Genomic DNA, 24,575 nt, shown 5'->3' on the forward strand with positions numbered 1-24,575 from the left:
GGATATTCGTCATCAAAGAGGGATGAAGGAGCTCTACCAACATCGGAAAGAGACGATTGAACGGCTATTTGGCACAGCCAAGGAATACCATAATCTGCGCTACACGAGGGAAAAAGGCAAGTCCAAAATGGAGGATAAGATTGGACTGACTTTGGCGTGCTTAAATCTCAAAAAACTAGCTAAAAGGATGGCAAGAAGGCCTTTTTATTTTGTCCAGATGGGGTGGTTTCAGCATTAAAACAGCCATTTTTCTCTAAAAACAGTAAAAAAGACAAACACCAAAACGATGTTTGTCTGCAATCTGAAACTGTCCAATGGACAGTTTTTTTGCTATAATAGTCTCCATGACTAAGAAAATTATTGCTATTGATTTAGACGGGACGCTCCTTAGAAGTGACCAGACTATCTCGGATTACACCGTTGAGACCCTCCAAAAAATTCAAGAAAAGGGGCATAAAATCATCATTTCCACCGGTCGCCCTTATCGTACTGCTCTCCCTTACTATCATCAACTGGGACTCCACACACCCATGATTAACTTTAATGGGTCACTGACGCACATTCCAGAGAGCAAGTGGGCCTATGAGCACAGCGTCACTATCGACCGCCAGTATCTTTTGGAGCTTCTGGGACAAGCAAAACAGATCGAAGCTGATTTCATCGCTAGTGAGTACCGTAAGAAATTTTACATCACAACCGATTTCCCTGAGACTATTGAGCCTCAACTGTTTGGCGTGCCAGAAATTACCGAAAAGATGGTTCTAAAAACAGACAAAATCACTAAAAATCCAAACGCCATTCTCTTTCAAACAAGAGCTGATGATAAGTACGCCCTGGCTGAAGAGCTGCGCCAGCATTTTTCCCAAGAAATGGAGGTTGACTCTTGGGGTGGACCTCTAAACATCCTTGAATGCTCTCCCAAAGGGATTAACAAGGCCTACGCTCTCAAGTATCTGCTGGAGGTTTTAAACATTGATAAGGATAGACTTATCGCCTTTGGTGACGAGCACAATGACACCGAGATGCTTGCCTTAGCAAAGACTGGATATGCTATGAAAAACGCCAATCCCATGCTGTTGGACTTCGCCGATGACCAAATCTCTTGGACGAATAACGAAGACGGGGTGGCAAGAAAATTAGAAGAACTCTTCTTATAAATTGATGCCGCCTCAGACTATGTTTTTTTGGTAGCATTAAGGCATAGTTTACAAGATACAAGGAATAGTGGTCAGACAAATGACCGATAGCGATAAAAATGATATGCTAAATTTACAAAACACTGACTAGACTGTCAGACCTCTCCAACCTATGACTGGGTTTGACAAAACATAATCTGGATAGAAATCAGCTACAGAGCATGACTTTTTGCCGTTGAAGCTAGCTATCAGATGGTCAAACTTTAGATTTTAGTCCTTATAGTCGAATGAATTAGTTTTCAGGTGCCGGTAGTACTAGAGTGCGACAACCCAAAGTAACGATGTCTCAAAGCTGATTCAAATGACTATAAGATGTTTTCCCAAGCAATAAACATATGGCATTGTTCAAGAGTTCGAGCGATAAAGATTACTCAGGCTCTTGTTTCGGAAAAAGTCGTCTGAAAACAGTCGTTACAAAAGAAAAAGCACAGGACCAGCACAAGTTGATTATGTCGGTCACGGAAAACGACAGTTCTGCCATTTTCCTTATCAAGAATTTGGCCTCACCGAGAAAACATTTTAAAATTAATGGGGAGAAGGTTATTGCCTTGATTTTTGCCAAAGATTAGGAGGAAGATAATGCCTGATAATTTAGCGCTCCGTATGCGCCCACGCAATATTTCTGAGGTTATCGGCCAGCAACATCTAGTCGGTGAGGGCAAAATTATTCGCCGTATGGTTGATGCCAATATGCTGTCGTCTATGATTCTCTACGGTCCTCCCGGTATTGGAAAGACCTCAATCGCTAGCGCAATCGCAGGAACTACCAAGTGGGCATTTCGCACCTTCAATGCTACAACAGATAGCAAGAAGCGCCTGCAGGAAATCGCCGAAGAAGCAAGGTTTTCAGGTGGCTTGGTTCTGCTTTTAGACGAGATTCACAGACTGGACAAAACCAAACAAGACTTTCTGTTACCGCTCCTAGAAAATGGCAACATCATCATGATTGGAGCGACAACTGAAAACCCCTTTTTCTCCGTCACCCCAGCCATTCGCTCTCGAGTACAAATCTTCGAACTAGAGCCCTTATCTAACAACGATATCAAGTCTGCTATCAAGCACGCCATTTCAGACAAGGAGCGTGGTTTTACCTTTGAAGTCATCTTAGACGAAGATGCCCTCGATTTTATCACAACAGCAACCAATGGCGACCTGCGCTCTGCCTACAATTCCCTAGATTTGGCAGTCATGTCAACCCTAGCATCTGAAAACGGCAGTCGCCACATCACCTTGGACACCGTAGAAAACAGTCTCCAGCGTAGCTACATTACTATGGATAAAAACGGCGACGGCCACTACGATGTGCTCTCCGCCCTGCAAAAAGCCATCCGTGGTTCTGATGTCGATGCAGCTTTACACTACGCTGCTCGCTTAGTTGAGGCGGGTGATTTACCAAGCTTAGCTCGCCGCCTGACAGTCATTGCCTATGAAGACATCGGTCTAGCTAACCCTGACGCTCAAATTCATACCGTAACAGCTCTTGAGGCTGCTCAGAAAATCGGATTTCCAGAAGCACGGATTCTTATTGCTAATATTGTGATTGACCTAGCCCTATCTCCGAAGTCTAATTCAGCCTACCTAGCCATGGACGCTGCTCTAGCTGACCTACGCAAATCTGGTAACCTTCCCATCCCAAGACATCTGCGCGACGGTCACTACACAGGAAGCAAGGAACTGGGCAACGCTACCGCCTATAAATACCCCCACGCTTATCCAGAAAAATGGGTCAAGCAGCAGTATCTCCCTGACAAGCTCGTTGGTGCCAGCTATTTCACAGCCAATGAAACCGGCAAATACGAACGAGCTCTAGGAGCTAACAAAGACCGAATTGACAAGTTGTCCAAATAATAAAACTCCCTTACTGCAAGGGAGTTATTTTTTATGAATTTGGATCATCTAGCGAACGGCCATGCAAGCCTTTTTCACGTTGGAGTTGGCGGAGTTTCTCAGGTGTGATATCATTCCCCTCTTCATCCACGATCTTAAGGCCAGCAATATGGTGGCGTACCGAACGACGATAGCCTTCAATATACTCTTCACGAAGTTTAGCTTGCTCAACTTTCTCAGCCCCAGTCAGACCGACTGTTTTTTTCTTACGTGCCAATTCGTTGATACGATCAATTTTTGCTTGTTCCATCAAATCCTCCTATTTGGTGTTCAAAAGGTTGAATTTTGCCACAGCTCTCGCTTTTTGGGTCAAGTTTACCAAAAGTGCCAAACGGTTGTTTTTGACTGCCTCATTGTCTACCATGACCATAGTATTATCAAAGAAGTTATCGATAACTGGGCTTAGGGCAAATAGCTGAGCGACTCTATCGCTTGCAGTGCCTGAGAGGACTAGGTCATCAGTTGCCTGTGCCAGTGCTTTTTCTGCCTCATTTTCAAAGAGGTGGCTGTCAACTTGGCTACTAGCGTCAGCTTTTTCTGCCAAATTAAAGACACGTGAAAGACTTTCAACAGCTGCCTTATAATTGTCTGCTTTAGAGGCTTCAAACAAGCTCTCCGCTGCTGCCAACATTTCTGGAACAACGAAGGTTGAACCAGCAAGAACGGCTTCTTTGATGTCTTTCGGAATCGCCTTATCCATCATCTTCTCAACGCGGGCACGGATAAAGTCCATAACAGCTGGCTGGTTGTCATAAGTCAAGCTGGCAAAGTTCAAGCTGTAGAGTTCCGCAATCAACTGATCCAACGGAATTTCCCAACCAAATGCTTCCAAGATTCGAACGATCCCCTGTGTCGCACGACGAAGAGCGTAAGGATCGTTTGAGCCAGAAGGAATCAAGCCAACTGAGAAGAAGGATAGGAGGGTGTCAAATTTGTCAGCCAGTGCCAAGACCGCACCGACCTTGCTTTCAGGCAATTCGCCTTCTGCTGAGTTTGGCAAGTAGTGCTCACGGATTGCTGCTGCCACCGCAGGTTTTTCCCCTGCAAGAAGGGCATATTTCTCACCCATAATCCCTTGCAGTTCATCAAACTCGCCGACCATGCCTGTCAAGAGGTCAAACTTGTAGATGTCCGCCGCACGCGCCACATCTGCTTTTTCGTCCGCAGACAAGCCAGCCAAGTCAGCCAGTTTTTCTGCGATGACTTTTGTGCGTGCCATGTGCTCGTAAAGCGAGCCAATTTTCTCATGGAAGGTCACGACTTTGAGGCGTTCCACCAAGTCAGCAATCTTGAGTTTTTGGTCTTCACGCCAGAAGAACTCACCGTCTTCTAAACGAGCCACCAAAACTTTTTCGTTTCCTTTGATGACATTGTCAAGGTATTGGTCATTACCGTTGCGGACGGAGATGAAGTTTGGCAAGAGTTTGCCAGCCTTATCCCGCACCACGAAGTAACGTTGGTGATTTTTCATAGAAGTAACCAAGACTTCTTCTGGCACTTCCAAGTATTTGGTGTCAAAGGAACCCATAAAGGCAGTTGGGTACTCGACCAGGTTGAGAACTTCATTGAGCAGGTCCTCATCTATCTCAACGGTCACATTGTGTTTATCCTCGATAGCCTTGATTTGCTCGACAATCATATCTTGACGCTCTGCGGGGTCTGTAATGACAAACTGTGCACGCAAGTCTGCCTCGTAAGAATCTGCACTTGCAATCTCGGTTTCATTTCCAAGGAAACGATGACCACGGCTGATGCGACCTGATGAAATGTCCAAGAAATCCATATCCAGTGCCTCATCGTCCAAGAGAACGGTCAAGGTGTGGACAGGACGGATGTAGGCGAATTTGTTGGACGCCCAGTTCATGCTGACAGGGAAGGTCATAGCCTTCAAGACCTCTGGAATGCCCGCCAAGACAGCCTTAGCTGGCTGGCCTGCTTCGTGTTTGGTCACATAAACATACTCTTCGCCCTTGATCTCGCGGAACTCAATGTCAGCTGTCGTCAAGCCTTTGCCACGGACAAAGCCTTCTGCAGCTTTAGTGAAGTTTCCGTCTGCATCCAAGGCAATCTTCTTAGCAGGACCCTTGAAATCTTCCGTCAGATCTGTCTGTTGGTCCGCCAAACCACGGACACGAACAGCCAAACGGCGTGGCGTTGAAAAGACATCAATGCTGTCAAAAGCCAAGCGATTGTCTGTCAAAAAAGTCGCCATGCGGTCACGCAACTGGTGCATGGCTGGGGTTACGATGTAGGCAGGGATTTCTTCCAAGCCAAGTTCAACAAGTAAATTCTTTGTCATTATTCTGCGTCCTCCTTCAACAATTCTGCTCGTGTTGCTTCATCCAAAAGTGGGAAGCCAAGTTTCTTCCGCTCTGCCACAAAGGTTTTGGCAACGACACGAGCAAGGTTACGGATACGGGCAATGTAGCCTGCACGCTCGGTTACAGACACGGCACCGCGGGCATCCAACAAGTTAAAGGTATGAGAACATTTGAGAACATAGTCAAAGGCTGGGTGAACCAAGCCCTCTTCCAAAGCCCGCTCTGCTTCTTTTTCAAACTTGGTAAAGTTTTCAAGGAGCATATCCTGGTCGGATACTTCAAAGGAATATTTTGAATGCTCGTACTCCGGCTGAATAAAGATTTCGCCGTATTTGACGCCGTCTGCCCATTCGATATCGTAAACGGAGTCAACTTCTTGGATATAGGATGCCAAACGCTCCAAACCATAAGTTACTTCGGCTGTGACAGGACCTGTCGCCAAACCACCAACTTGTTGGAAATAGGTAAACTGCGTGATTTCCATACCGTCCAACCAGACTTCCCAGCCTAGACCAGCTGAACCTGTTGATGGGTTTTCCCAGTTGTCCTCAACGAAACGAATGTCATGTTCCAAGGGATTGATGCCCAAACGCTCCAAAGATTCCAAGTAAAGTTCTTGGATGTTAGATGGAGATGGTTTCATAACCACTTGGAACTGGTGGTGCTGATACAAACGGTTTGGATTTTCCCCATAACGACCATCTGCTGGACGACGAGACGGCTCCACATAAGCCGCATTCCATGGCTCAGGACCGATAGCACGCAAGAAAGTGTAAGGGCTCATAGTACCCGCTCCCTTCTCCGTATCATAGGCCTGCATGAGCAAGCAGCCCTGCTCATTCCAAAATTGTTGTAAGGTTAAAATGATTTCTTGAAACGTTAATTTCTTTGACATATATTTCCTCTTTCTTTAATTATAAGTCTTTTGGTTTACTTTTAGTACTAGGCAACGAGCTGCAGGCTGTACTGGAGTACGGCAAAGCGAGTTAACGACGTAATAAAAGATAAACTAAATGACGATGATTTTGCGACGTTCGCCTTTCCTAGCCGATACCGCTAGGAAAGGCGAACTAGTACAGCGTCTATCTCAGTCGTCCTAGCGATGAGCGTGTGACTATTCGACTGAAAGGAGACTATGCCACTGACACTATGAAATGTAAGTTTCTTTGACATAATATCCTCCGTTTTTTTATGGTAGATCGACAAAAAGAACCACATTCTCTTCCCCTGTCAACAGACATAGGGGCGTTGAGAACGCGGTTCCACCCTAATTTATTACTTCATTATTGTTTGATTGTGACCGAAAGCGCCTGTTACTTCTATCCACCGCTCGGCTTGCACCCTCCCGAACTCGCTAAGGCTTCATCAAAATAACCTTCTTTCATGGTCAATAGTATAGCAGAAAAATCAAGCTTTGTCTATTTTTTTAATATGTTATAGACTGTATTGAAGGTCGTCATTTTCTGGATTTGTTCCGTCTGCTGGAGTGCTGTTTCTTGTTGTTGCATTAGTTGATTGTATTGATTTTCTTGATGGAAAAGATTTAGGGCTTCTTGAAGCGTTCTAGCTCGTCCCTCATTAACATATATCCGCATGGTGTCAAAAAAGAAGGAGGAACTGTTTTGAGCTTGTTGCTGAATAAGAGGATGTTCCCCTGCCTTTTGAAAATGCCAATCTATACAGGCTTGAGCTTCCTGTTTTTCTTTTTGAATATGAGATAGTTCTACCTTCTTTCTTTCGTTCTTGGCTATTTTTAATAAAATATCCTAGACCCAACATCAATACTATGTAAATTAGAAGCATATGGGCATTCTTTAAGCCATAGGACAGCAGTTCACCTACAAATAAGAACAGAAGGAACCCTAAAATCCACCATAAGTAGTTGCCTTTTTTCCGCCTCTCAACTTCGGAAATCTCCAGAAATTGAAACCACCTATTTGCTCCCTCTAATTTACTCATCAAGATAGCCGCATCGTAGAGGTACCAGCTCAATTCATTCATGTTAAATTGTGCAAAAAATCCAATTCCATAAACCGATTGATACCACTTTTCAGAGGTCATTACTTGACTAGTCAGATGCCGAAACCTTTCAAAATTTCCTGCTTTCTCGCCTAATTCATCAACGGCCTTCTTATCTTCCGGCGACAACTCAATCTTATTCATAAGGTAGAGCTCATAGGTCGGCGCTTCCTTAGCACGATCATTTTTATAGCCATTTGGAATATCGTAATGTCGATATTCTTCAACAATTTTGTTTTTCTTTTGTAAATTTTCAGCCTTAAATTTCTCGATTAGTTGCAAATCCTCTTGATCTAGCATATTTCCTCCAAAACTTATCTATGTTCAATCCATTTATGATAGCAATTTTTACACTGATAATATGTTTCAGCCTGCTTGCCACTTGAAAACACTAAACCAGAGTGATTATCTCCAATTTTAACAACCTGATAATTTCCACATTTCGGACACATATCTTTCGCCCCTTTTTTTACTTTTTAGGAAGGCTTGGCTGTAAAGTCAAGCCTTGTTATACTAGTATAACAAGCGATTTGTCAAGTAAAAAGTTGATTTTCTGGAGCTAAATTTCCTTATGATATTCTCCAAATCACAGAAAAACTGCCTAAATTTCACTAATATTCAGAAATTCTTCAAATTTTAGCAAAAACATTGAAATTTCTAGTTTTTACTATATAATATATAATGTATTATTTTGTTATTTATAGCAAGGAAGTCTCATGAAATCATCAAAAAGCGAATTTCTTTATTTCTTTCTCAGCGTGCTCGTCTTGGGAGCGTTAGCCGCTCTCTACCTAGTATTTGGGCGTAACTACGGTAGCTATCAAGTTAAAACATCAGAACCTACACAGGTTTCGACCGCAAAAGAAAACACTGAAAGAGAAATAACACCCGAAGAAAAGCAACTAGCTGAATTGGAAACTGCCATTGCAGATTTGGAAAAAGCACCAAACAACGAAAAACTGACCAGCCTCCAAGGACAAGTATCAAACGTAGCCGACCAAGGTAAAAAAGCAGAGCTTCAAAAACGACTTGACGCTATTACCACCGAATTAGCTAATCAAACAGCCGCCGAGACAGCTGTTGCTAATGCAGAAGGCTACCAAGTTCTCTATAACGTTGAAGTTGCTCAAAACGCTATCAACCTCGTAACCAATGAAGGTAAGAAAGCAGAGCTTCAAAAACGACTTGACGCTGTCTCAGCTGCTATTCAAGCTGCCACTCAAAACACCTACGTTGAAACAAGCTTTGCAAGCACTGAAACAGCCACTCAATAATTAAAAAAAATTGACACCTGCTTTTTTGAACAGGTGTCTTTTCTTATCAAAAATACCACTGGGGATCTTTTTAAACAATTTCATAACCCATCAAGAGGCCACCTTCTTCAGCATAGAAGGAACAGAGTCCAGATGTTGGAATAGCTTGGATATCTGCGTCTGGAAACTTATCCTGAATGGCTTCACGAACTTGCTGGCAGATTTTATCATTACTACGGTGAGCAATAATAGCTTTCCCCCCCTGGTAACCAGCTTTTAGCATTTCCTCAACTGTTGCCGCAACCGCCTTTTTCTGCCCACGAGGCTTTTGAAGAAGTTCTAGTTTGCCTTCCGAACTTGCTTCACCAACCATACGGATATTGAGAAGTCCCACAACTTTCCCTAGCAACTTACTCAGACGACCATTTTTGACTAAATTATCAACCTTTGCAAGGACAAAAATTAATTTAGTTTTTGCCTGATAAGCGGCAATCCCAAGAACAACTTCGTCAAAGCTCAATCCTTTTCCAATCAAAGTATTTGCATGAGTCACCAAGAGGTCAATCTCCCCCCCAGCTGACAAACTATCGATAATATGAATATTAACATTTGGATGATTCTCAAGAAACATTTCTTTAGCTACACGAGCACTATTATAGCTACCTGATAATCCACCTGTAATGGTGAAAACTAGGATATTTTGAGCTCCTTCAAAGGCTTTAACATACGCATCTGGACTTGGGCAGGCAGAACTTGCTGCAGCAGACGAGGCGTACATGCTTTCCATCATGTGGTCAATATCGAGACCGCCATCGTCCACATAGACCTCAGAACCAATTTGAATGGTTAGAGGAACCGAGACAAACTGGGCACCTGCTGCTAGATTTTCTAATTCTCTAAAGTCACAGCCTGAATCGGCTACAATTTTCCAAGTCATTGTTCTCCTCCAAGAGATTTATTTTAATTTTCAAACTATATTCAGTATAGCATAGTCCCAGAATTTTTTCCAGCCTCAGCTACAGCAAGGCGTGGTCTTCGATAGCTCGGGCAACACCTGCTTGGTCACAACTAGCCGTTTCAAATTTTGCCATTGCTTTGACTTTGTCACTAGCATTTCCCATTGCCACACTGACACCGGCAAAAGCTAGCATTTCAAGGTCATTATCAGCATCCCCAATAGCCATGACCTCATCTGGAAAAAAGCCCAGCTCTTCAGCTAATTTCGCTAGAGCACTTGCTTTTGTCACACCTGCTGGCATTGCTTCAAAGATATAGGTTTGACTGCGTACGGTACTGAAAATTTCTGATAACTTGGCTCCTTGTTCAGCTTGAAAAAGGTCCAATTCTTCTTTTTCACCCAAGTACATGGCTTGAAAAATAGGTTCATGGTCAAAAACAGTTTCAAGCGTCACAGGTTTAGCCTCTGTAAAGACCAGCCCTGCATCGTAAGCTACGATATCTGGAACCTTATCTTCCAAAACCGTGTATCCTTTCTGATCCGCAAAGGTCAGATAAACTCCAGGGTAGTCTGCGCTAGCTTTTGCCAAAAAGGCTACATCCTCATGAGAGAGCTCAGAATAAGACTGCAAACTCCAGTCCGAAGTATGATGAACTGAGCAACCATTGTTTAAGATAGCATATTCATCATGTCCGGCAAAATCCAGTTGCTCAAAGTAAGGAATGACCCCGGGTTGCATGCGACCTGTACAAATCACCACTTTAATCCCCGCTTCTGCGGCCTTACGAATAGCTAAAATATTATCAGCTGGAATCTTCTTGTCATGATTTAACAGAGTTCCGTCCATATCAATTGCAATTAGTTTTATCATAGCATTACCTCGTTTATTCAACTCTATTATAGCATAGAATAAAAAGCGGTACAGCAAAATCTTACCAATCCCACCATCTTTCTTCTCTTTCTTTTTTGTTAAAAATGGCAGAGCTACTTAGTCCATTTGACTTTGGGCAGATGCCAGTTTCGTTTGACGCTATAGACGCGAAGAGCTGCCACGGCAATGACCAAGAGGTAGTAGGCGATTTCACCTTGAACCACATGAAAATGAATAAGTACTGCTACCACGATTGACCAACCTGCATAGATTTCACTTCTCAAGATACCTGGTTTTCGCCCCGCCAGTAAATCTCGAACAACACCGCCTCCAGTTCCAGTCAAGACAGCTGCCACAATAACGGCACTCAGAGGCTGTCCAAGTTTTTCCGCAAAAATAGCTCCCTGAATGGAAAAAGCCGCAAGCCCAATGGCATCAGTTAGAAGCCCTGCTTTTTCCCAGTGACGAGTCACGAACTGAGGCATAAGAATTAGCAAAATCATGGCAATCAAGGCGGCATTAAAGCCCATCCCTTGACTCCAAAGGGCAGACATGGGCAGTCCAATCAAGAGATTCCGGATGGTACCACCACCAAAGGCCGTCATGAAGCCCAAAACAAAAATTCCTAAAATGTCGAAATCCTCTTCCACTGCAACGATAGCTCCTGACAAAGCAAACGCAACTGTGCCAATCAAACTCAAAATATTCCAAAAAGTACCATCCATAAATTAAGAAACCTAGAGCAAGTTTGCTCTTTTGTCATCCCTTTCTAAACACCCAAATCACGAGTGTTTTCGTTTCAGCTTTCCTAGTTTACCATTGTTTGGCGAGAAAGAAAAGACCTACAAAAAATTAAAAAGAGATCGCATTTTTAGGCGATCTCCTTCAAAATTAAAGCTCGTCTCCCAGTTCAAACTTTGTTCCCTTTAAAGCCCCTTTGAGCAAGAATTTCAAAGCTTTTCCTTCGACTGTGACTTGCTTTTTGTCTAAATCTACTTGAACAGACTTGACGCCCGGAACCTTAGAGAGTTTTTCAGTTACTGTTTTGACACAGCCGTCGCATTTCATGCCTGAGATGTGATATGTTTTCATTTGTTTTTTCCCTTCTAACTTTTATAAACAATGGTGTTGGTGCTCAAAGTCGGACTTGTCGCACTCAATGGCTGACTCGATAATCGCATTTTCCTTAAAGAGATGATGCACCTGATCACGCACAAGAGGACTAGGCACACCTTCTGACACCTGGATATGCACCATAGCAATATGATGATGACCATCAATGGACCAGACGTTAAGTTGATTGATTTTTTCCATACCTTCTATAGATAAAAGCTGCGCTTCTAACTTTTCCAAGTCCAGACTAGCCGGTCGTTTCTCTAAAAAGATGGTCAAGTTCTTGATGAATTTTGGCAGGGCTTTTGATAAGATAAAGACCGCAATAGCCACGGACAAGAGAGGATCCAAAAAGTTCCAATCTGTGAACTGTAAAAGGATAGATACAAGAACAACCGCCACCCAGCCTAAAATATCTTCTAAAAAGTGCAAGCTGAGCACCGATTCCTGCTCAGAATGCTCCCCATCAAGCATACGACTAGCTAAGAGATTAACGACAATAGCAATAACTCCCAAAACCAGCATCCCTCGACTGTTGACAGGCTCTGGATGAAATAGCTTGCTGACATTTTCAAAGATGACTAAAGCAGAGCCCACAATTAAGATAACCGAGGTCATCATAGCCCCCAAAAGGCTAAAGCGTAGATAACCCAGTGTGTACTGACTATCCTTGCCACGCTGCGACAGCTTTTCAAAATAATAGGACAAACCAATAGCCAAGGCATCCCCAAAATCATGAATGCTATCTGCCAAAATAGCGCTGGAATTAAAAAGAATACCAAAGATAAATTCCAAAATGGAGAAACCCAGATTGGCAATAAAGGCGATAAAGATAGACTTACTCGACCCAGACTGATGAGAATGATGATGTGACATAATCTCCTCCTAAATTTTTTTCATCTTTAGGCGCAGGCTATTAGCCACAACAGACACCGAGCTAAAACTCATAGCAAGACCTGCCAGCATTGGATTGAGCAAGGGGCCGCCAAAGAGATGAAGAATACCCATAGCAACTGGAATAGCTAGGACGTTGTAGATAAAGGCCCAGAAAAGATTTTCCTTAATAGCTGTCAGAGTCACTCGACTAACTTTCAAAGCCTTTGTCACATCCATCAGCTCCGGCTTCATGAGAATGATGTCCGCAGATTCGATTGCGATATCTGTACCAGTTCCCATGGCAATTCCAATATCCGCCGTTGCGAGAGCAGGGGCATCATTGATACCATCACCCACCATAGCCACGCGCTTGCCTTGAGCTTGCAAGTCAGCAATCACCTTAGCTTTTTGGTCAGGCAAGACTTGACTAATGACCTGATTAAGACCTGCCTTTTGGGCAATAGCTTGCGCGGTTGCCTCATTGTCACCCGTGAGCATAATAACATCTAGCCCTAACTTTTTAAGTTTTGAAATCGCTGCGCGTGCATCTGACTTCAGTTGATCGGCTATCCCCATTAGCCCCACTAGATGACCATCAACTGCTGCCAAAACTGGGGTCTGACCATCTGCTGTTAAGTTTTCAAAATCAGCTTTGGCCTCTAACCAGTCGATGCCCGCTTTTACCATCAAGGCTAGATTGCCGACCAAGAGTTCGTGTCCTAAGACGCGCCCTCTTAAACCAAAGCCCGCTAAAGACTCAAAGTCTTCAACCTCTATCAAATCTAGATTTTCCCGCTTAGCTTTTTGGACAATAGCAGAGCTAATCGGATGCTCAGATAGGCTTTCTAATGAAGCAACTAGTTGCAAGACAGCTTGGCTATTGTCATAAGTATAGAAAGAAACCATCTCTGGCTTGCCCTCAGTAAGGGTACCTGTCTTGTCAAAGACGATTGTGTCCACTTGGTGGCTAGTCTCAAGGCTATCACCCGACTTGAAAAGAATACCATGTGAGGCAGCCAATCCAGTCCCCACCATAATAGCAGTCGGTGTAGCCAACCCCAAAGCACAAGGACAAGCAATCACTAGAACCGCCACAGCCACCGTCATAGCAAAGGTAAAGGACTCACCACCTAAGAAATACCAAGCCAAACCAGAAAGAGTTGCAAGAGCCATGACTACTGGAACAAAAATTCCAGACACCTTATCGGCAATCTTGGCGATTGGCGCCTTGGTTTGCTGAGCATCTTCGACCAATTTAATAATCTGGGCAAGAAGGGTCTCATCACCTAACTTTTCAGCCACAACGGTCAGAGAACCTTGCACATTAATCGAGCCACCGAAAACCCTATCTTCAGTTGATTTTTCAACAGGGAGAGACTCTCCCGTCAACATGGATTCATCAACCGAAGAGCTACCCGCGATAACCTTGCCATCCACTGCTATCTTTTCCCCAGGACGCACGATAATCTGGTCTCCTAGAACCACTTGATCAATCGGAATAGTCAGCTCCCGACCGTCGCGCAAAACACGTGCTTCTTTAGCTGACAAATGCATCAGTTTCTTGATAGCCTCAGAAGTCCTACCCTTTGACAAGGTTTCAAAAAATTTCCCTAAGGTAATCAAGGTCAAAATTACCGCTACCGACTCATAGTAAAGGTCGTGAGCAAAGTGGTGGTGGCCAGCCAGCACATGATAAGTGCCATAAAGACTGTAAAAAAAAGCTGCACTGGTCGCTACTGCCACCAGACTATCCATGTTAGGATGGCCTTTCACAAGCGAGCGAAAACCATTGCTGTAAAACGACCAACCAATCAGCATGACCGGCAAGGTTAAAAGCAACTGACCGACCGCAAAAATTGCTGGCGCTCCTTCATGGCTCAACCATGCTGGTAAAGGCAAACCAATCATCGAGCCCATAGAAATATAAAGAAGGGGCAAAGTAAAGATTGCCGACCAAATTAACTTTGTCTTCATCCCTGAGAGGCGCTGTCCCTCCCTTTCTTCCTGACTCAGTTCTTTACCTTCCACAAAAATGTGGGCATCATAACCAGCGTCAAGGACTGCTTGCTCTATCATCTCCTGGGAAACTTTTTGATTATCAAAATCTACAGACATCTTTTCCGTTGTCAGATTGACCACAGCCGAATCAATGCCATCTAGTTTTTTTACCGCATTTTCCACATTAAGAACACAGGAAGCGCAAGTCATCCCATCAATTACAAAGGTTTCTTTCACATTAGCCATAAGTTCCCTCCCCATGGTGAGCACAGCGGCATTGTCCCGGCACACAGTTGCATACTATTTTCTCCACAGCATTTTCTTTTTTGGACAATAGCAAAGCTTCTAAAGAGGCAATGTCTGATAAAGTCATAGGCATTTTCTCCATCAGATAAGCGATTAGACCGCTATGCTCGGTCACGCAAATCCGTTCAAGGACACTATCTATCTCGTCACGATGGGCCTGATTTTCCGAAATTTCCGCCTTATAAACAAATGCTCTGCCTTGGCGTTGACTAGAGACCAATCCCTTATCAACTAAACGACCAAGCAGAGTCTTGATCGTCGAATCCGACCAAGAAAACCTAGCTCCCAAGACGTCAATAATCTCTGAGCTTCTAGTGTGACCCTTGGCCCAGATGACTCTCATGACTTCCCACTCAGAATCTGAAATCTTATACATCCAATCTCCTTTCAAATTATATTTACATTTGTAAATATATTATACCTCATACTCGCGGAGAATGCAAACGATAAATCTACATTTGTAAACAAATTCAAAAAAGAAAATTCTAGCTTTGCTAGAATTTCTCTGCTAATGTTGTTTATGCTGTCTTTTTAACGCTAACGATTTTGACCTCGTAGCTTCCATTTGGTGACTCAATAGTCGCAGTATCACCTTTTTTCTTACCGATCAGGGCTTGAGCGATTGGACTCTCATTAGAAATTTTACCTGAGAAGATGTCCGCACCAGCAGCACCTACGATATGGTAAGTGTCCGTGTCAGATGTACCAATTTCTTGAACGACAACAGTCTTTCCGATAGCCACTTCGTCTTTAGCGATAGCATCACTATCAACAATTTCAGCATAACGAATTTTAGTTTCAATCGTAACGATTTGACCTTCAATAAAAGCCTGCTCGTCTTTAGCTGCATCGTACTCAGAGTTCTCTGAGAGATCTCCGTATGAACGAGCAATTTTAATACGTTCAACAACTTCTGGACGACGAACCAATTTAAGTTCTTCTAATTCTTTTTCAAGTTGCTCTTTTTCAGCAAGGGTCATAGGGTAGGTTTTTTCAGCCATATTTTCTCTTTTCTTATTTTTAATCTTTTTAGTTGTTTAGTTTGCTGTTAACATATTTTTCAACATTTGCCGAATGTTCTTCATAACTTTCAGCAAAATAAACAGCACCAGTTGTGACATCAGCCACAAAGTAATAGTATTTAGTGTTAGCTGGATTGATGGTTGCTAAAATGGCAGACATCCCTGGGCTATCAACTGGACCTGGCATGAGACCAGTGTTCAAGTAAATATTATAAGGAGAATTGATGCTAGTGTCAACAGCAGCATCCTCTGCCAAGGTCGTCTTCTCGCCAAGCTTATCCATAGCATAAAGAATAGCAATATTACTTTGAAGAGGCATTCCGATATTCCAACGATTGTAGAAGACACTTGCAATCATTTCACGATCATCATCCGTAGCTCCCTCTTTTTCAACCAAAGAAGCCATGGTCAGAACTTGATTAACGGACATGCCACTGTTAGTGATACTAGCATAGTAAGGTGACAGATTACTATCCATAGCCGCCAACATTTGGTCAACAATCTCCCTAATAGTGGTGCCTTCATAATAATCGTAAGTAGCTGGGAAAAGATATCCTTCTAACCGATACTTCACGTCCTTAGCTTCTGGTAGGCTGTCCAACAGTTTGGGATACTTCTTGACCATTTCAGCAATAAAGCTTTCGTCCTGCACAGTAGCCATAAATTCTTCTGCTTTAAAGGGAGTTTTGTCCGTAGTTTCCTCGGTATTGGCATTTAAAGTAACAGACTCAGAAATTTGTTTGAGGGTATAACCTTCAGGTACTGCTATTTTCCCCAAAACGGGCTTTTGAGGTTCAGCCGTGCCACCTTCTTGCAGGTACTTGGCAATGTCATCTAATGACATGCTCTTTTGGAAGTTGTAATAACCGCTTTGGAAATTGCTATAATTTTTAAATTTAGTGTAGAAATTAAAGACTGTGGAGTCCTTAATAACTCCATTGTCCTCCAAAATCTTACCAATCAGTTTGTTCCCAGAACCAGATGGAATTTCCACCTGAATATAGTTTTTATCTTTGCTATCCAAAGGTGCGATGGCGCTAGTGACATAGCGATAAGTGAAAAAGCCTCCCGCTAAAATAACTAAAACCAAAAGACTAACAAAAACGGTCGAAATCTTAGCTGCAAGGCGATTCGTTTTCCTGCGACTTTCTCGGCTCATTTCTTTTACTCCTACTTCTTCAATATCATCATAATCCAGCTCCTTAGAGTTGGACTCTTTGGCTTGTGTCTGCCACACAGATAGTTCCTCATCTGATGGCAAGTCATGATTTTGAACCAGCTCCCTAAGATTTGGCTGTTCCTTGGTTGCTTCTATGTTGTCACTTATTTCTCTTTCGGAAGAAAGGGCTGCGCTATTAATATCTTCCTCTGTTTCAACCGTGTCCATTGCTTCTGAATTTTCAATTTCATGCGCCAGACGGACTTCCTCTGGATCACCAACCAACTGTTGATCAACTTGAGAATCTAAATTCTTGGAAACCTCCTCGGACGGCTCAGTATTCAATGAAAAAGACTCAAGTTCTGCTACATCCTGATCAAGTTCAAACGTTGAGTCATCATAATTTGTTGAAACAGACCTAGACATTTCTTCTGTCTCGGTGTTTACATCTTGTGGCTGATGTTCTTTTGCCTTTACTGCTTGTTGCCATTCTTGGTATTGACGTTGACGTTCTTGCTTGGCTGCGGCTAAGTCTGCTAAGATTTTTTCCTTAAAACTCATCCCGTCAATATTTGCGTGAACATCCTTGTCCTTATTCGTCTCGGTCAAGCTTTGCCCTCCTCATATTATCACTCGCCATTATATCTTAAAAAGCGCTTGGAATCAACTGTTTAGGGCTTTTTCGACTATTTCCAAGAGATTTTTTGAACATTTTCTCATTTTTTGTCAATGGATGGGTTTTCCCAGACCAAGTTATACCAAGAGGCACCACCGTGAGTGGACTCAGATTCTCCCTCATCAGAAAAGCCATTAGCTTCATAATAAGCAATCAAATAATCATGACAGGTCAGGGTAATGCCTGCTCGTTTTTGAGCGACAGCTAGGTCTTTTAGGGCAGCAAGCAGGGCAGTTCCAACGCCTTGCCCTTGGAATTTTTTAGAGACTGACAAGCTCGTCACAGCTATAAAACCACCCTGCTCCGAATTGGCAACAACTTGGTGAAAGAGGTCATCGCTGAGATAACGCTGAGAAACCGCTGGTCCTACCACGTACCCCGCTACCTGACCCGCAATTTCAGCTACCAGAAAAGTGTCGCTCAGATGCTCAATACGGTTACGTAAATCTGCTGGCGTCGCCGCTTCCTGAGCTGAAAAATTTCCCGCTTCGATCTGACAAATCTCCTCCCAATCCTCAGGAATCACATATCTAATCAGCATGGTCAATGTCATCTTTTCCCTTCTTTAGTGTTAAAAGGAAAAGGCTAGAACTAGGTCCTGCCCTTTCGTCTGATATAAAGTGAAATCACTCGCCAATACCAGAATCTACTGGTTATTTTTGCTTAGGTTTGACAAAAGTTCTTCGAAAGAACGCTCATAAAGCTGAATATCGCCAGCTCCCATGAAAACATAAACAGCATTGTTATGATCGAGAAGCGGAGAGACGTTCTCAACGGTTACAACAGTTGCCGGCTTATGAATTTTAGCAGCCAGATCTTCCACCTTGACATCACCATTGTCCACCTCGCGAGCTGAACCGTAAATCTGAGCTAGATAAACCGCGTCAGCCTCATTCAATGCAACTGCAAACTCATCCAAGAGAGCGATCGTCCGAGTAAAGGTATGAGGTTGGAAAATAGCTACAATTTCCTTATCTGGGTATTTTTGACGAGCTGCATCAAGTGTGGCAATAATTTCAGTCGGATGGTGAGCAAAGTCATCAATAATCACTTGGTCATTGATGATTTTCTCAGTAAAACGACGCTTAACACCAGAGAAGGATTTAAGATGATTAGCCACTAGAGCCATATCAAAGCCAGCTACATAAAGGTTGGCAATAACAGCTGTTGCGTTAAGAATATTATGTTTTCCAAAAGCCGGAACATGGAAAGTCCCTAGAATTTTACCATCATGTCTGACCTTGAAATCCGAACCATTTGTAGTACGAACCAAATCATAAGCAATAAAGTCGTCATTATCTTCAAAACCGTAATAATATATTGGCGCATCAGAGGTAATCTTGCGCAAGTATGCGTCTTCTCCGTAGAGGAAAAGTCCTTTAGTCACCTGCTTCGCATAGTCATTAAAAGCATTGAAAACATCGTCCACGCTAGTAAAATAATCTGGGTGGTCAAAATCAATATTGGTAATGATAGAGTATTCTGGGTGGTAAGGCATGAAATGGCGCTCGTATTCGTCTGACTCAAAGACAAAATACTGAGCTTTTTCAGAACCACAACCTGTTCCATCACCAATCAGGTAAGAAGTATCCGTAATGTTTTTCAAAACGTGAGACAATAGACCAGTCGTTGATGTTTTTCCGTGGGCACCTGCCACCCCCATGCTAGTAAATTGGCGCATAAAGTTACCAAGAAACTCATGATAACGTTTGAACGGCAAGCCTTTGGCGATAGCCGTATCGATCTCGATATTTTTACCTTCTTTAAAAGCGTTTCCTGCAATCAATTCGACATCTTCTGTGATGTTTTCAGCTGAGAAGGGCAAAATCGGAATCCCCGCCTGCTCAAGTTCACGTTGCGTGAAATAATACTTTTTCACATCTGAGCCCTGCACCTTGTGACCCATTTGGTGAAGCATAAGAGCAAGGGCGCTCATACCTGAGCCTTTGATTCCAATAAAATGATAATTTTTTGTCATGATGAGTAAGATATGAAAGAACTTGATTTCTACAAACAAGTCCAGTGTCCAGTCAAACTGAACGTATCCCTTTCTAAAATTCTAAATAGAGACGTCAAATTAGTCTAAGCGATTAAGATTGAGCTCTTGAGCCACCCGATGTTCCTTGCGGCTTTGGTTTTCTTCGTAATTATAAATTTGGCTTTTTTTCAAGAAGTCGTAGGAATTTTTATGCTTCTTAGGGACATCCTCAGTCTGACCTGGCACATAAGTCCTTGGTAACTCAGCTAAAATATAGCTATCTTGCTGCAAATTACTAGCTACACGCGCTAGACCAGTCAGTCCTTCCTTGACCTGCACCAATTTAGCAGTCGGCGCTTGCTTGACTTCTTTTTTGAAAGTTGGTTTGACCGATTTCTTAGACTCCTTAGCTAGGAACGCTTGACGCTTCTGCTTAACATCACGTCTAGCTTCCTGGCGCGCCTGAGAAGCGTAGGACTTACCAGCTTCAATCGTTGCTACACGATCTGGAGCCGTTGCTTGAACCTCTGCAACGTCCTTTACAAACTGATAGTCTCTGGTCACATCCTGATAATCCTTATCCTGATAATCACCATGGATGTTCGTAATCAAATCCTCATTATCATATAAGGCCATTTGCTTCAGCGGGCTGACAACTGGTTCATCATCCGCCACAAGAGGAAATCGTTTCACAGAATCACCTTTCTAATCGGTCATTTTACATACTAACGCCGACTGACAATAGTAGCACACCTATTATAAACTAAATTTACTATTTTATCAAAAGTAAAAAGACGAACATGGAATCCGTCTTAAAAGTAAAGTTTGATTCAGAGAGCCATCATACCATCCAATTCAAAAATCTTCTACATAACGTACCGAACAAATATAATCCTCAGCACGAATAATAATATTTCTATTCGTATCAAGATAAGCACCCCAAAAAGGGGTACGAGCTTTCAGCCTTATTAACGCATATAAACATTTGATTTTTATTTCAAACAGATGTAAAATAAATCTGAAAAAATAGGGAAAACTCAATTTAAATAAGGAGGCTCAGTTTTCTATATAACATCTCCACTGTATAAAATAACATACAAACATTAGGAGACCAACTGTGAAAAAAATCATTAAACAAATTACCTTTTTATCGCTATTATCTATACTTTTCAATGCAAGCGCACCCCTACTTACTTTAACGGTAAATGCAGATGAAATCAAGAGTGAGGAAATTACAGAAATTGATAGCTATATAGAAAATCAGATAATCACTAACAATGAAAGTGCTCCAATAAAAATAGAAGAACGTAGCGCGACAGGCGCTATAGCAATCTTTTTTGGAGGAATGGTTGTTGGTTGGGTTATAGAGGGTACAATAAAGTATGCGACAGGAAAAGCACCTTCTGAATGGGTTGCTTGGGGATTAGGTAAGGTTCACAATTATATTTTACAACAAGTAAGAAATGGCGCAAGGCAAGTTGTCGTTCCAAAAAGTGGTCCATACACATGCCCTGGAGTCGTCATAGATCATTCAGGAATGTGTCCATAGATGAATCAAAGACCTTCAAAAAAAATGTTACAAATCTTTATTTTAGGTATAATTGTAGGGCTATTCATAATCCCATTACTTAGACCATATATGCTTGATTGGCTAAAAGCTATATTTGGTTAACAACGATAATCTTATTTAACCAAAAGAGTTTTCCCTTTTATTTAAAATTATATTTTTCAAAAATAGAGACAAAAAAAGCCCTAGAAGGGCTTTTTTTGTGAATTGAATTGTTTCTTTATTACTATAAAGAAGCAATTTCAACCCTATGCTAGCTCTCTTACTTTTAGCTAATTCCTAAAATCTCTTTAATGTCCTCAACGCTCAGGCTACTACGACTTTCATTGCCATCAAGAACAGTGGTGACCAGATTTTTTTTATTTTCTTGAAGCTCAAGAATTTTTTCCTCAATCGTTCCCTTACTAATCAGACGGTAAACTTCAACATTTTCCTTTTGCCCCAGACGATGGGCACGACTTATAGCCTGCATTTCCACTGCTGGATTCCACCAGAGGTCAATGAGAATCACCGTATCAGCCCCAGTCAGGTTGAGGCCGACACCTCCCGCTTTTAAGGATATTAAAAAGACATCCTTAGCTCCCTTATTGAAGGCTCGTGTCATATCCTGACGCTCTTTAGCTGGCGTTGAGCCTGTAAGTTTATAGGCTGTCATATTCAGATCCGAAAGCTCTGTTTCCACTAAATCCAGCATTCCTCTGAATTGCGAGAAGATGAGAGCACGTTTGCCATTTTCTTTGATTTGGGATAAAAGCTGACGCAGGCTCTCCAATTTTCCACTGTCACCCTCATAATCCATAAAAAGTTTTGGAGTATCACAAATTTGACGCAGTCTGGTAATACCAGACAAAATTTCTATTTTGCGACCATTGATTTGATCATCTGTTGCCCCACGGACAGATTCCTGCATCTGCCGAAGCTGTGCCAGATAAACCGCCTTCTGTTCAGAAGTCAACTCATTTGGATAGGTCATTTCAATCAAATCAGGCAATTCAGGCAGAACATCTTCCTTGCGACGTCTGAGAACGAAAGGCTTGATAAAACGAGCCACTTCCTTAGCTGATAACTTAAGAAAATCCTTCTTGCCTGGCAAAAAGCCCGGCAAAACAATTTGAAAAATGGACCAAATTTCCAAGAGATGATTTTCAATTGGTGTCCCAGATAGAGCAAAGCAGTGCTTAACCTCAAAATCTCTCAGATGTTGAGCAATCTTGGTCTGACTGTTTTTCATGACCTGAGCTTCGTCTAAAATCAAATAATCATACGTAGCCTTGCTGTATTCCGAAAAATCCTGACGGAAAGAGGCGTAGCTGGTTACGATGATCTGATGTCCCTCAGCAATCAAAAGCTCTCTCTGAAACTTGTGTCCATAAGAAACCACTACATCAAGATTTGGTGTAAACTTGGCAAATTCATCCTTCCAATTGTAAATCAGGCTGGAGGGGGCTAAAATCAAAACCTTGTCCTTACCCGATAAGCGACCAGACAAAAAAGCAATGGCCTGAAGCGTTTTCCCAAGCCCCATATCATCAGCTAAAATACCACCAAAACCATAATGAGCAAGCATAGACAGCCACTTCACCCCCAGTTGCTGGTAGTCACGAACCTGCGCCTGAACCTTAATTGCTGGCAGAGCAAAGTTTTCTGGATGCCTGAGGTCAAAGGCCAAAGCTTTAAAACTCTCAGTGAAGGAAACCTGTTCATTATCCTTAAAAACTTCCATGAGCTGAAAGGCTGAGGCCTGATTGATACGGACATGACCCTGCTCTAGTTTTTTGTTGCGTAGATTTTTCAGAACTTGACTGATTTTTCGCGTCGCGTCATCAAAGATGACCAAATTCCCAGTTTTTCCCACAAAATAAGGAGCTTGAGTCATCAAAGCAAACAGAGCGTCATCAACATCACTAGCCTCTACTCCATCAAAATCAAAACTAATATCCAAAAGTCCACCCTGTCGATCAATGGTCAACTTAGGAGGTTGTGAAAACCCTCGCTCAGCCAAACTTTCTGATAAGGTTACCTGACCCAGTTTTTCTAAACGCGGTAAGGTTTGGCTGAAAAAGCGATAGACTTCCTGTGGGGTCGACAGATTTTTCTGACTGGAAAAGCCCAGTGGAAAACCTTCTTCTCGCAAAACACGAATAATCTTCTCCTCTTTTTTAAAGTGACTGGTAAAAGGTAGCTGGTTGAGTTCATCTCGACTAGATACTCTGACACTTCCGTAATCAAAGGTCATACGAAGTAAAAGTGTCTCCTCCCCTAGCATTTCTAAAAAAAAGAGGACATTAAAATCCCGTATTTCAAAGGACTTAGGCGCCTTGACCTGACCGAGAGTCTTGAAATCCAAGAGGCTGGTAGCCAATTTGGCTTGATCATCCAAATCAAAATGCAGGTGTTTTTTTAAATCAGCACCGATAGGCAAGCTAGTCAAAGCCTGCGCAATTTTCTGCTGACGCCGACTGAGACGATAAAAAATCCCTCCATAATAAAGATAGGCAAAATTAAAGAAAACCTGAGCCTGCTTCTCAGCCACAATCAACTCCAGAAACTGTCGATGAACCAGAACCTCAAACTGATAAAGACCACTTTCTGCCGACAAATCGTCAAAAAGAAGCTGGTGAAAATGAGCACCTTTTAGCTCAAGACTAAAATCATAAAGATTTTGAAGCAGTTCCACCCCCTCTTCAAAAAAACCAGCAGGAAGATTCAAATAACGCCCCTGGCTTGGAAAAAGTCGCTCCTGATTGGAACGATCTCCCTCCGGCAACAATTTCCACAAAAAATGAATCAGCCTCTGGCTTTGCTCATCAAACTGAATAAAAGAAAGTGGCTCAAAATACCCCTTACCAATCTGGTAAGAAGTTTCCTTTTTTACCGACTGCAAAAAACTGACAATATCACGAACCACATAAGCTCGGTCGTCTGGCAGCCGATTAAGACGCAAGGTCCAGTGAATTTCCCTACTATAAAAAGCCTCCGCCCCCTCAGCGGACAGACGATATTTGACGCGATCATCCTCATTCATGACAAGGCCATCCAAAAAAAGCGAGCCAAAAGAGGTTTCCTCCCTTTTAACTTCCTGCTCTTTTTCTTTGGAGAAAAGCTGCGCAGCCAAATCTTTTCCCTCAGGATCATTTTTAAAGAAGGCCTCAACAGCTGCTAAATGCTTACAGTAACCTTTCCCGGCAAAGAAATCACAACTACAGAAAATCAAACTGTCATCTTCAGCAAATGTTAACTCTTGGTCTCCCACTTTCAAAAGCAAACCGTCATCTTTTTTCGACAAAAAAGAAACCTTTCCCTCCTCAAAAAGGGAAATGCCAGCATTTCTCACTCGTCCCGGAATTAGTTTTGCCATACCATACCACCTCTATA

At 42.6% G+C, this 24,575-nt stretch carries 22 protein-coding genes and 1 pseudogene; 6 read left to right on the forward strand and 17 right to left on the reverse strand.

Translation table 11 applies throughout. The annotated features are described in order from the left end of the window. The 4 genes and pseudogenes from G576_RS0105750 to G576_RS0105765 all read left to right on the forward strand — a co-directional run. Positions 1 to 336, forward strand: a pseudogene (locus G576_RS0105750) (transposase); the annotation flags it as partial. A gap of 8 nt (positions 337 to 344) precedes the next feature. Beyond that, positions 345 to 1,157, forward strand: a complete 813-nt coding sequence (locus tag G576_RS0105755) for a Cof-type HAD-IIB family hydrolase (RefSeq protein ID WP_027973797.1) — start codon at positions 345 to 347, stop codon at positions 1,155 to 1,157. Positions 1,158 to 1,531: 374 nt separating this feature from the next. After that, positions 1,532 to 1,765: a hypothetical protein gene (locus G576_RS0105760; protein ID WP_027973798.1), complete on the forward strand. Its 234-nt coding sequence runs from the start codon at positions 1,532 to 1,534 to the stop codon at positions 1,763 to 1,765. 10 nt (positions 1,766 to 1,775) lie between these two features. Then, complete coding sequence (locus tag G576_RS0105765; RefSeq protein WP_027973799.1) at positions 1,776 to 3,044, forward strand: replication-associated recombination protein A; 1,269 nt, start codon at positions 1,776 to 1,778, stop codon at positions 3,042 to 3,044. A gap of 31 nt (positions 3,045 to 3,075) precedes the next feature. Here G576_RS0105765 and G576_RS0105770 read toward each other — a convergent pair whose 3' ends face one another. The 4 genes from G576_RS0105770 to G576_RS0105790 form a co-directional block, all read right to left on the reverse strand. Next, positions 3,076 to 3,333, reverse strand: a complete 258-nt coding sequence (locus G576_RS0105770) for a DUF896 family protein (protein ID WP_027973800.1) — start codon at positions 3,331 to 3,333, stop codon at positions 3,076 to 3,078. 9 nt (positions 3,334 to 3,342) lie between these two features. Further along, the gene (glyS, locus tag G576_RS0105775) at positions 3,343 to 5,382 is read right to left on the reverse strand and encodes a glycine--tRNA ligase subunit beta (protein WP_027973801.1); all 2,040 of its coding nucleotides are present in this window, start codon (positions 5,380 to 5,382) and stop codon (positions 3,343 to 3,345) included. After that, positions 5,382 to 6,299 carry a glycine--tRNA ligase subunit alpha gene (gene glyQ / locus G576_RS0105780; RefSeq protein WP_002939388.1) on the reverse strand — a complete coding sequence of 306 codons (918 nt, stop codon included), beginning with the start codon at positions 6,297 to 6,299 and terminating at the stop codon, positions 5,382 to 5,384. The genes glyS and glyQ overlap by 1 nt, the downstream gene beginning before the upstream one ends. Positions 6,300 to 7,003: 704 nt before the next feature. Continuing rightward, positions 7,004 to 7,723, reverse strand: a complete 720-nt coding sequence (locus G576_RS0105790) for a hypothetical protein (RefSeq protein WP_027973802.1) — start codon at positions 7,721 to 7,723, stop codon at positions 7,004 to 7,006. A gap of 416 nt (positions 7,724 to 8,139) precedes the next feature. Between G576_RS0105790 and G576_RS12410 the strand changes: the two genes are divergently transcribed. Next, positions 8,140 to 8,697: a hypothetical protein gene (locus G576_RS12410; protein ID WP_051178021.1), complete on the forward strand. Its 558-nt coding sequence runs from the start codon at positions 8,140 to 8,142 to the stop codon at positions 8,695 to 8,697. Positions 8,698 to 8,767: 70 nt separating this feature from the next. On the opposite strand, the gene G576_RS0105805 is transcribed toward G576_RS12410, so the two are convergent. From G576_RS0105805 to zapJ, 12 genes are all read right to left on the reverse strand, one after another. Further along, entirely contained in the window at positions 8,768 to 9,613 is an 846-nt protein-coding gene (locus tag G576_RS0105805) for a DegV family protein (protein WP_027973803.1), read from the reverse strand. A gap of 79 nt (positions 9,614 to 9,692) precedes the next feature. After that, on the reverse strand, positions 9,693 to 10,505 hold the full coding sequence (locus G576_RS0105810; RefSeq protein WP_027973804.1) for a Cof-type HAD-IIB family hydrolase: 813 nt from the start codon (positions 10,503 to 10,505) through the stop codon (positions 9,693 to 9,695). 113 nt (positions 10,506 to 10,618) lie between these two features. Then, positions 10,619 to 11,230 (reverse strand): trimeric intracellular cation channel family protein, encoded by a 612-nt coding sequence (locus G576_RS0105815; protein ID WP_027973805.1) that lies wholly within the window; start codon positions 11,228 to 11,230, stop codon positions 10,619 to 10,621. A gap of 166 nt (positions 11,231 to 11,396) precedes the next feature. Beyond that, a complete protein-coding gene (locus tag G576_RS0105820) occupies positions 11,397 to 11,597 on the reverse strand; it encodes a heavy-metal-associated domain-containing protein (RefSeq protein WP_027973806.1) in 201 nt (66 codons plus the stop codon). Between the two features lie 21 nt (positions 11,598 to 11,618). Further along, entirely contained in the window at positions 11,619 to 12,494 is an 876-nt protein-coding gene (locus tag G576_RS0105825; protein ID WP_027973807.1) for a cation diffusion facilitator family transporter, read from the reverse strand. 9 nt (positions 12,495 to 12,503) lie between these two features. Next, entirely contained in the window at positions 12,504 to 14,738 is a 2,235-nt protein-coding gene (locus tag G576_RS0105830) for a heavy metal translocating P-type ATPase (RefSeq protein ID WP_037618638.1), read from the reverse strand. Next, on the reverse strand, positions 14,731 to 15,174 hold the full coding sequence (locus tag G576_RS0105835; protein ID WP_027973809.1) for a CopY/TcrY family copper transport repressor: 444 nt from the start codon (positions 15,172 to 15,174) through the stop codon (positions 14,731 to 14,733). The genes G576_RS0105830 and G576_RS0105835 overlap by 8 nt, the downstream gene beginning before the upstream one ends. A 142-nt stretch (positions 15,175 to 15,316) precedes the next feature. Continuing rightward, positions 15,317 to 15,799, reverse strand: coding sequence for a transcription elongation factor GreA (gene greA / locus G576_RS0105840; protein WP_027973810.1), 483 nt, complete (start codon positions 15,797 to 15,799; stop codon positions 15,317 to 15,319). Between the two features lie 28 nt (positions 15,800 to 15,827). Then, positions 15,828 to 17,540, reverse strand: a complete 1,713-nt coding sequence (mltG, locus tag G576_RS0105845; RefSeq protein WP_051178028.1) for an endolytic transglycosylase MltG — start codon at positions 17,538 to 17,540, stop codon at positions 15,828 to 15,830. Between the two features lie 155 nt (positions 17,541 to 17,695). Continuing rightward, a complete protein-coding gene (locus tag G576_RS0105850; protein ID WP_027973812.1) occupies positions 17,696 to 18,196 on the reverse strand; it encodes a GNAT family N-acetyltransferase in 501 nt (166 codons plus the stop codon). A gap of 105 nt (positions 18,197 to 18,301) precedes the next feature. Beyond that, positions 18,302 to 19,633 (reverse strand): UDP-N-acetylmuramate--L-alanine ligase, encoded by a 1,332-nt coding sequence (gene murC / locus G576_RS0105855; protein WP_027973813.1) that lies wholly within the window; start codon positions 19,631 to 19,633, stop codon positions 18,302 to 18,304. A 99-nt stretch (positions 19,634 to 19,732) separates the two neighbouring features. After that, positions 19,733 to 20,326 carry a divisome accessory protein ZapJ gene (gene zapJ, locus G576_RS0105860; RefSeq protein ID WP_027973814.1) on the reverse strand — a complete coding sequence of 198 codons (594 nt, stop codon included), beginning with the start codon at positions 20,324 to 20,326 and terminating at the stop codon, positions 19,733 to 19,735. A gap of 424 nt (positions 20,327 to 20,750) precedes the next feature. On the opposite strand from zapJ, the gene G576_RS13010 reads away from it, so the two are divergent. Further along, complete coding sequence (locus G576_RS13010) at positions 20,751 to 21,182, forward strand: hypothetical protein (RefSeq protein ID WP_051178024.1); 432 nt, start codon at positions 20,751 to 20,753, stop codon at positions 21,180 to 21,182. A 286-nt stretch (positions 21,183 to 21,468) separates the two neighbouring features. Here G576_RS13010 and G576_RS0105875 read toward each other — a convergent pair whose 3' ends face one another. Further along, positions 21,469 to 24,558: a pilus expression-regulating Snf2 family helicase gene (locus tag G576_RS0105875; RefSeq protein WP_027973815.1), complete on the reverse strand. Its 3,090-nt coding sequence runs from the start codon at positions 24,556 to 24,558 to the stop codon at positions 21,469 to 21,471. Positions 24,559 to 24,575: the final 17 nt, after the last annotated feature.

It is taken from the genome of Streptococcus porci DSM 23759 (assembly GCF_000423765.1).
GTDB classification, from domain to species: Bacteria; Bacillota; Bacilli; order Lactobacillales; family Streptococcaceae; genus Streptococcus; species Streptococcus porci.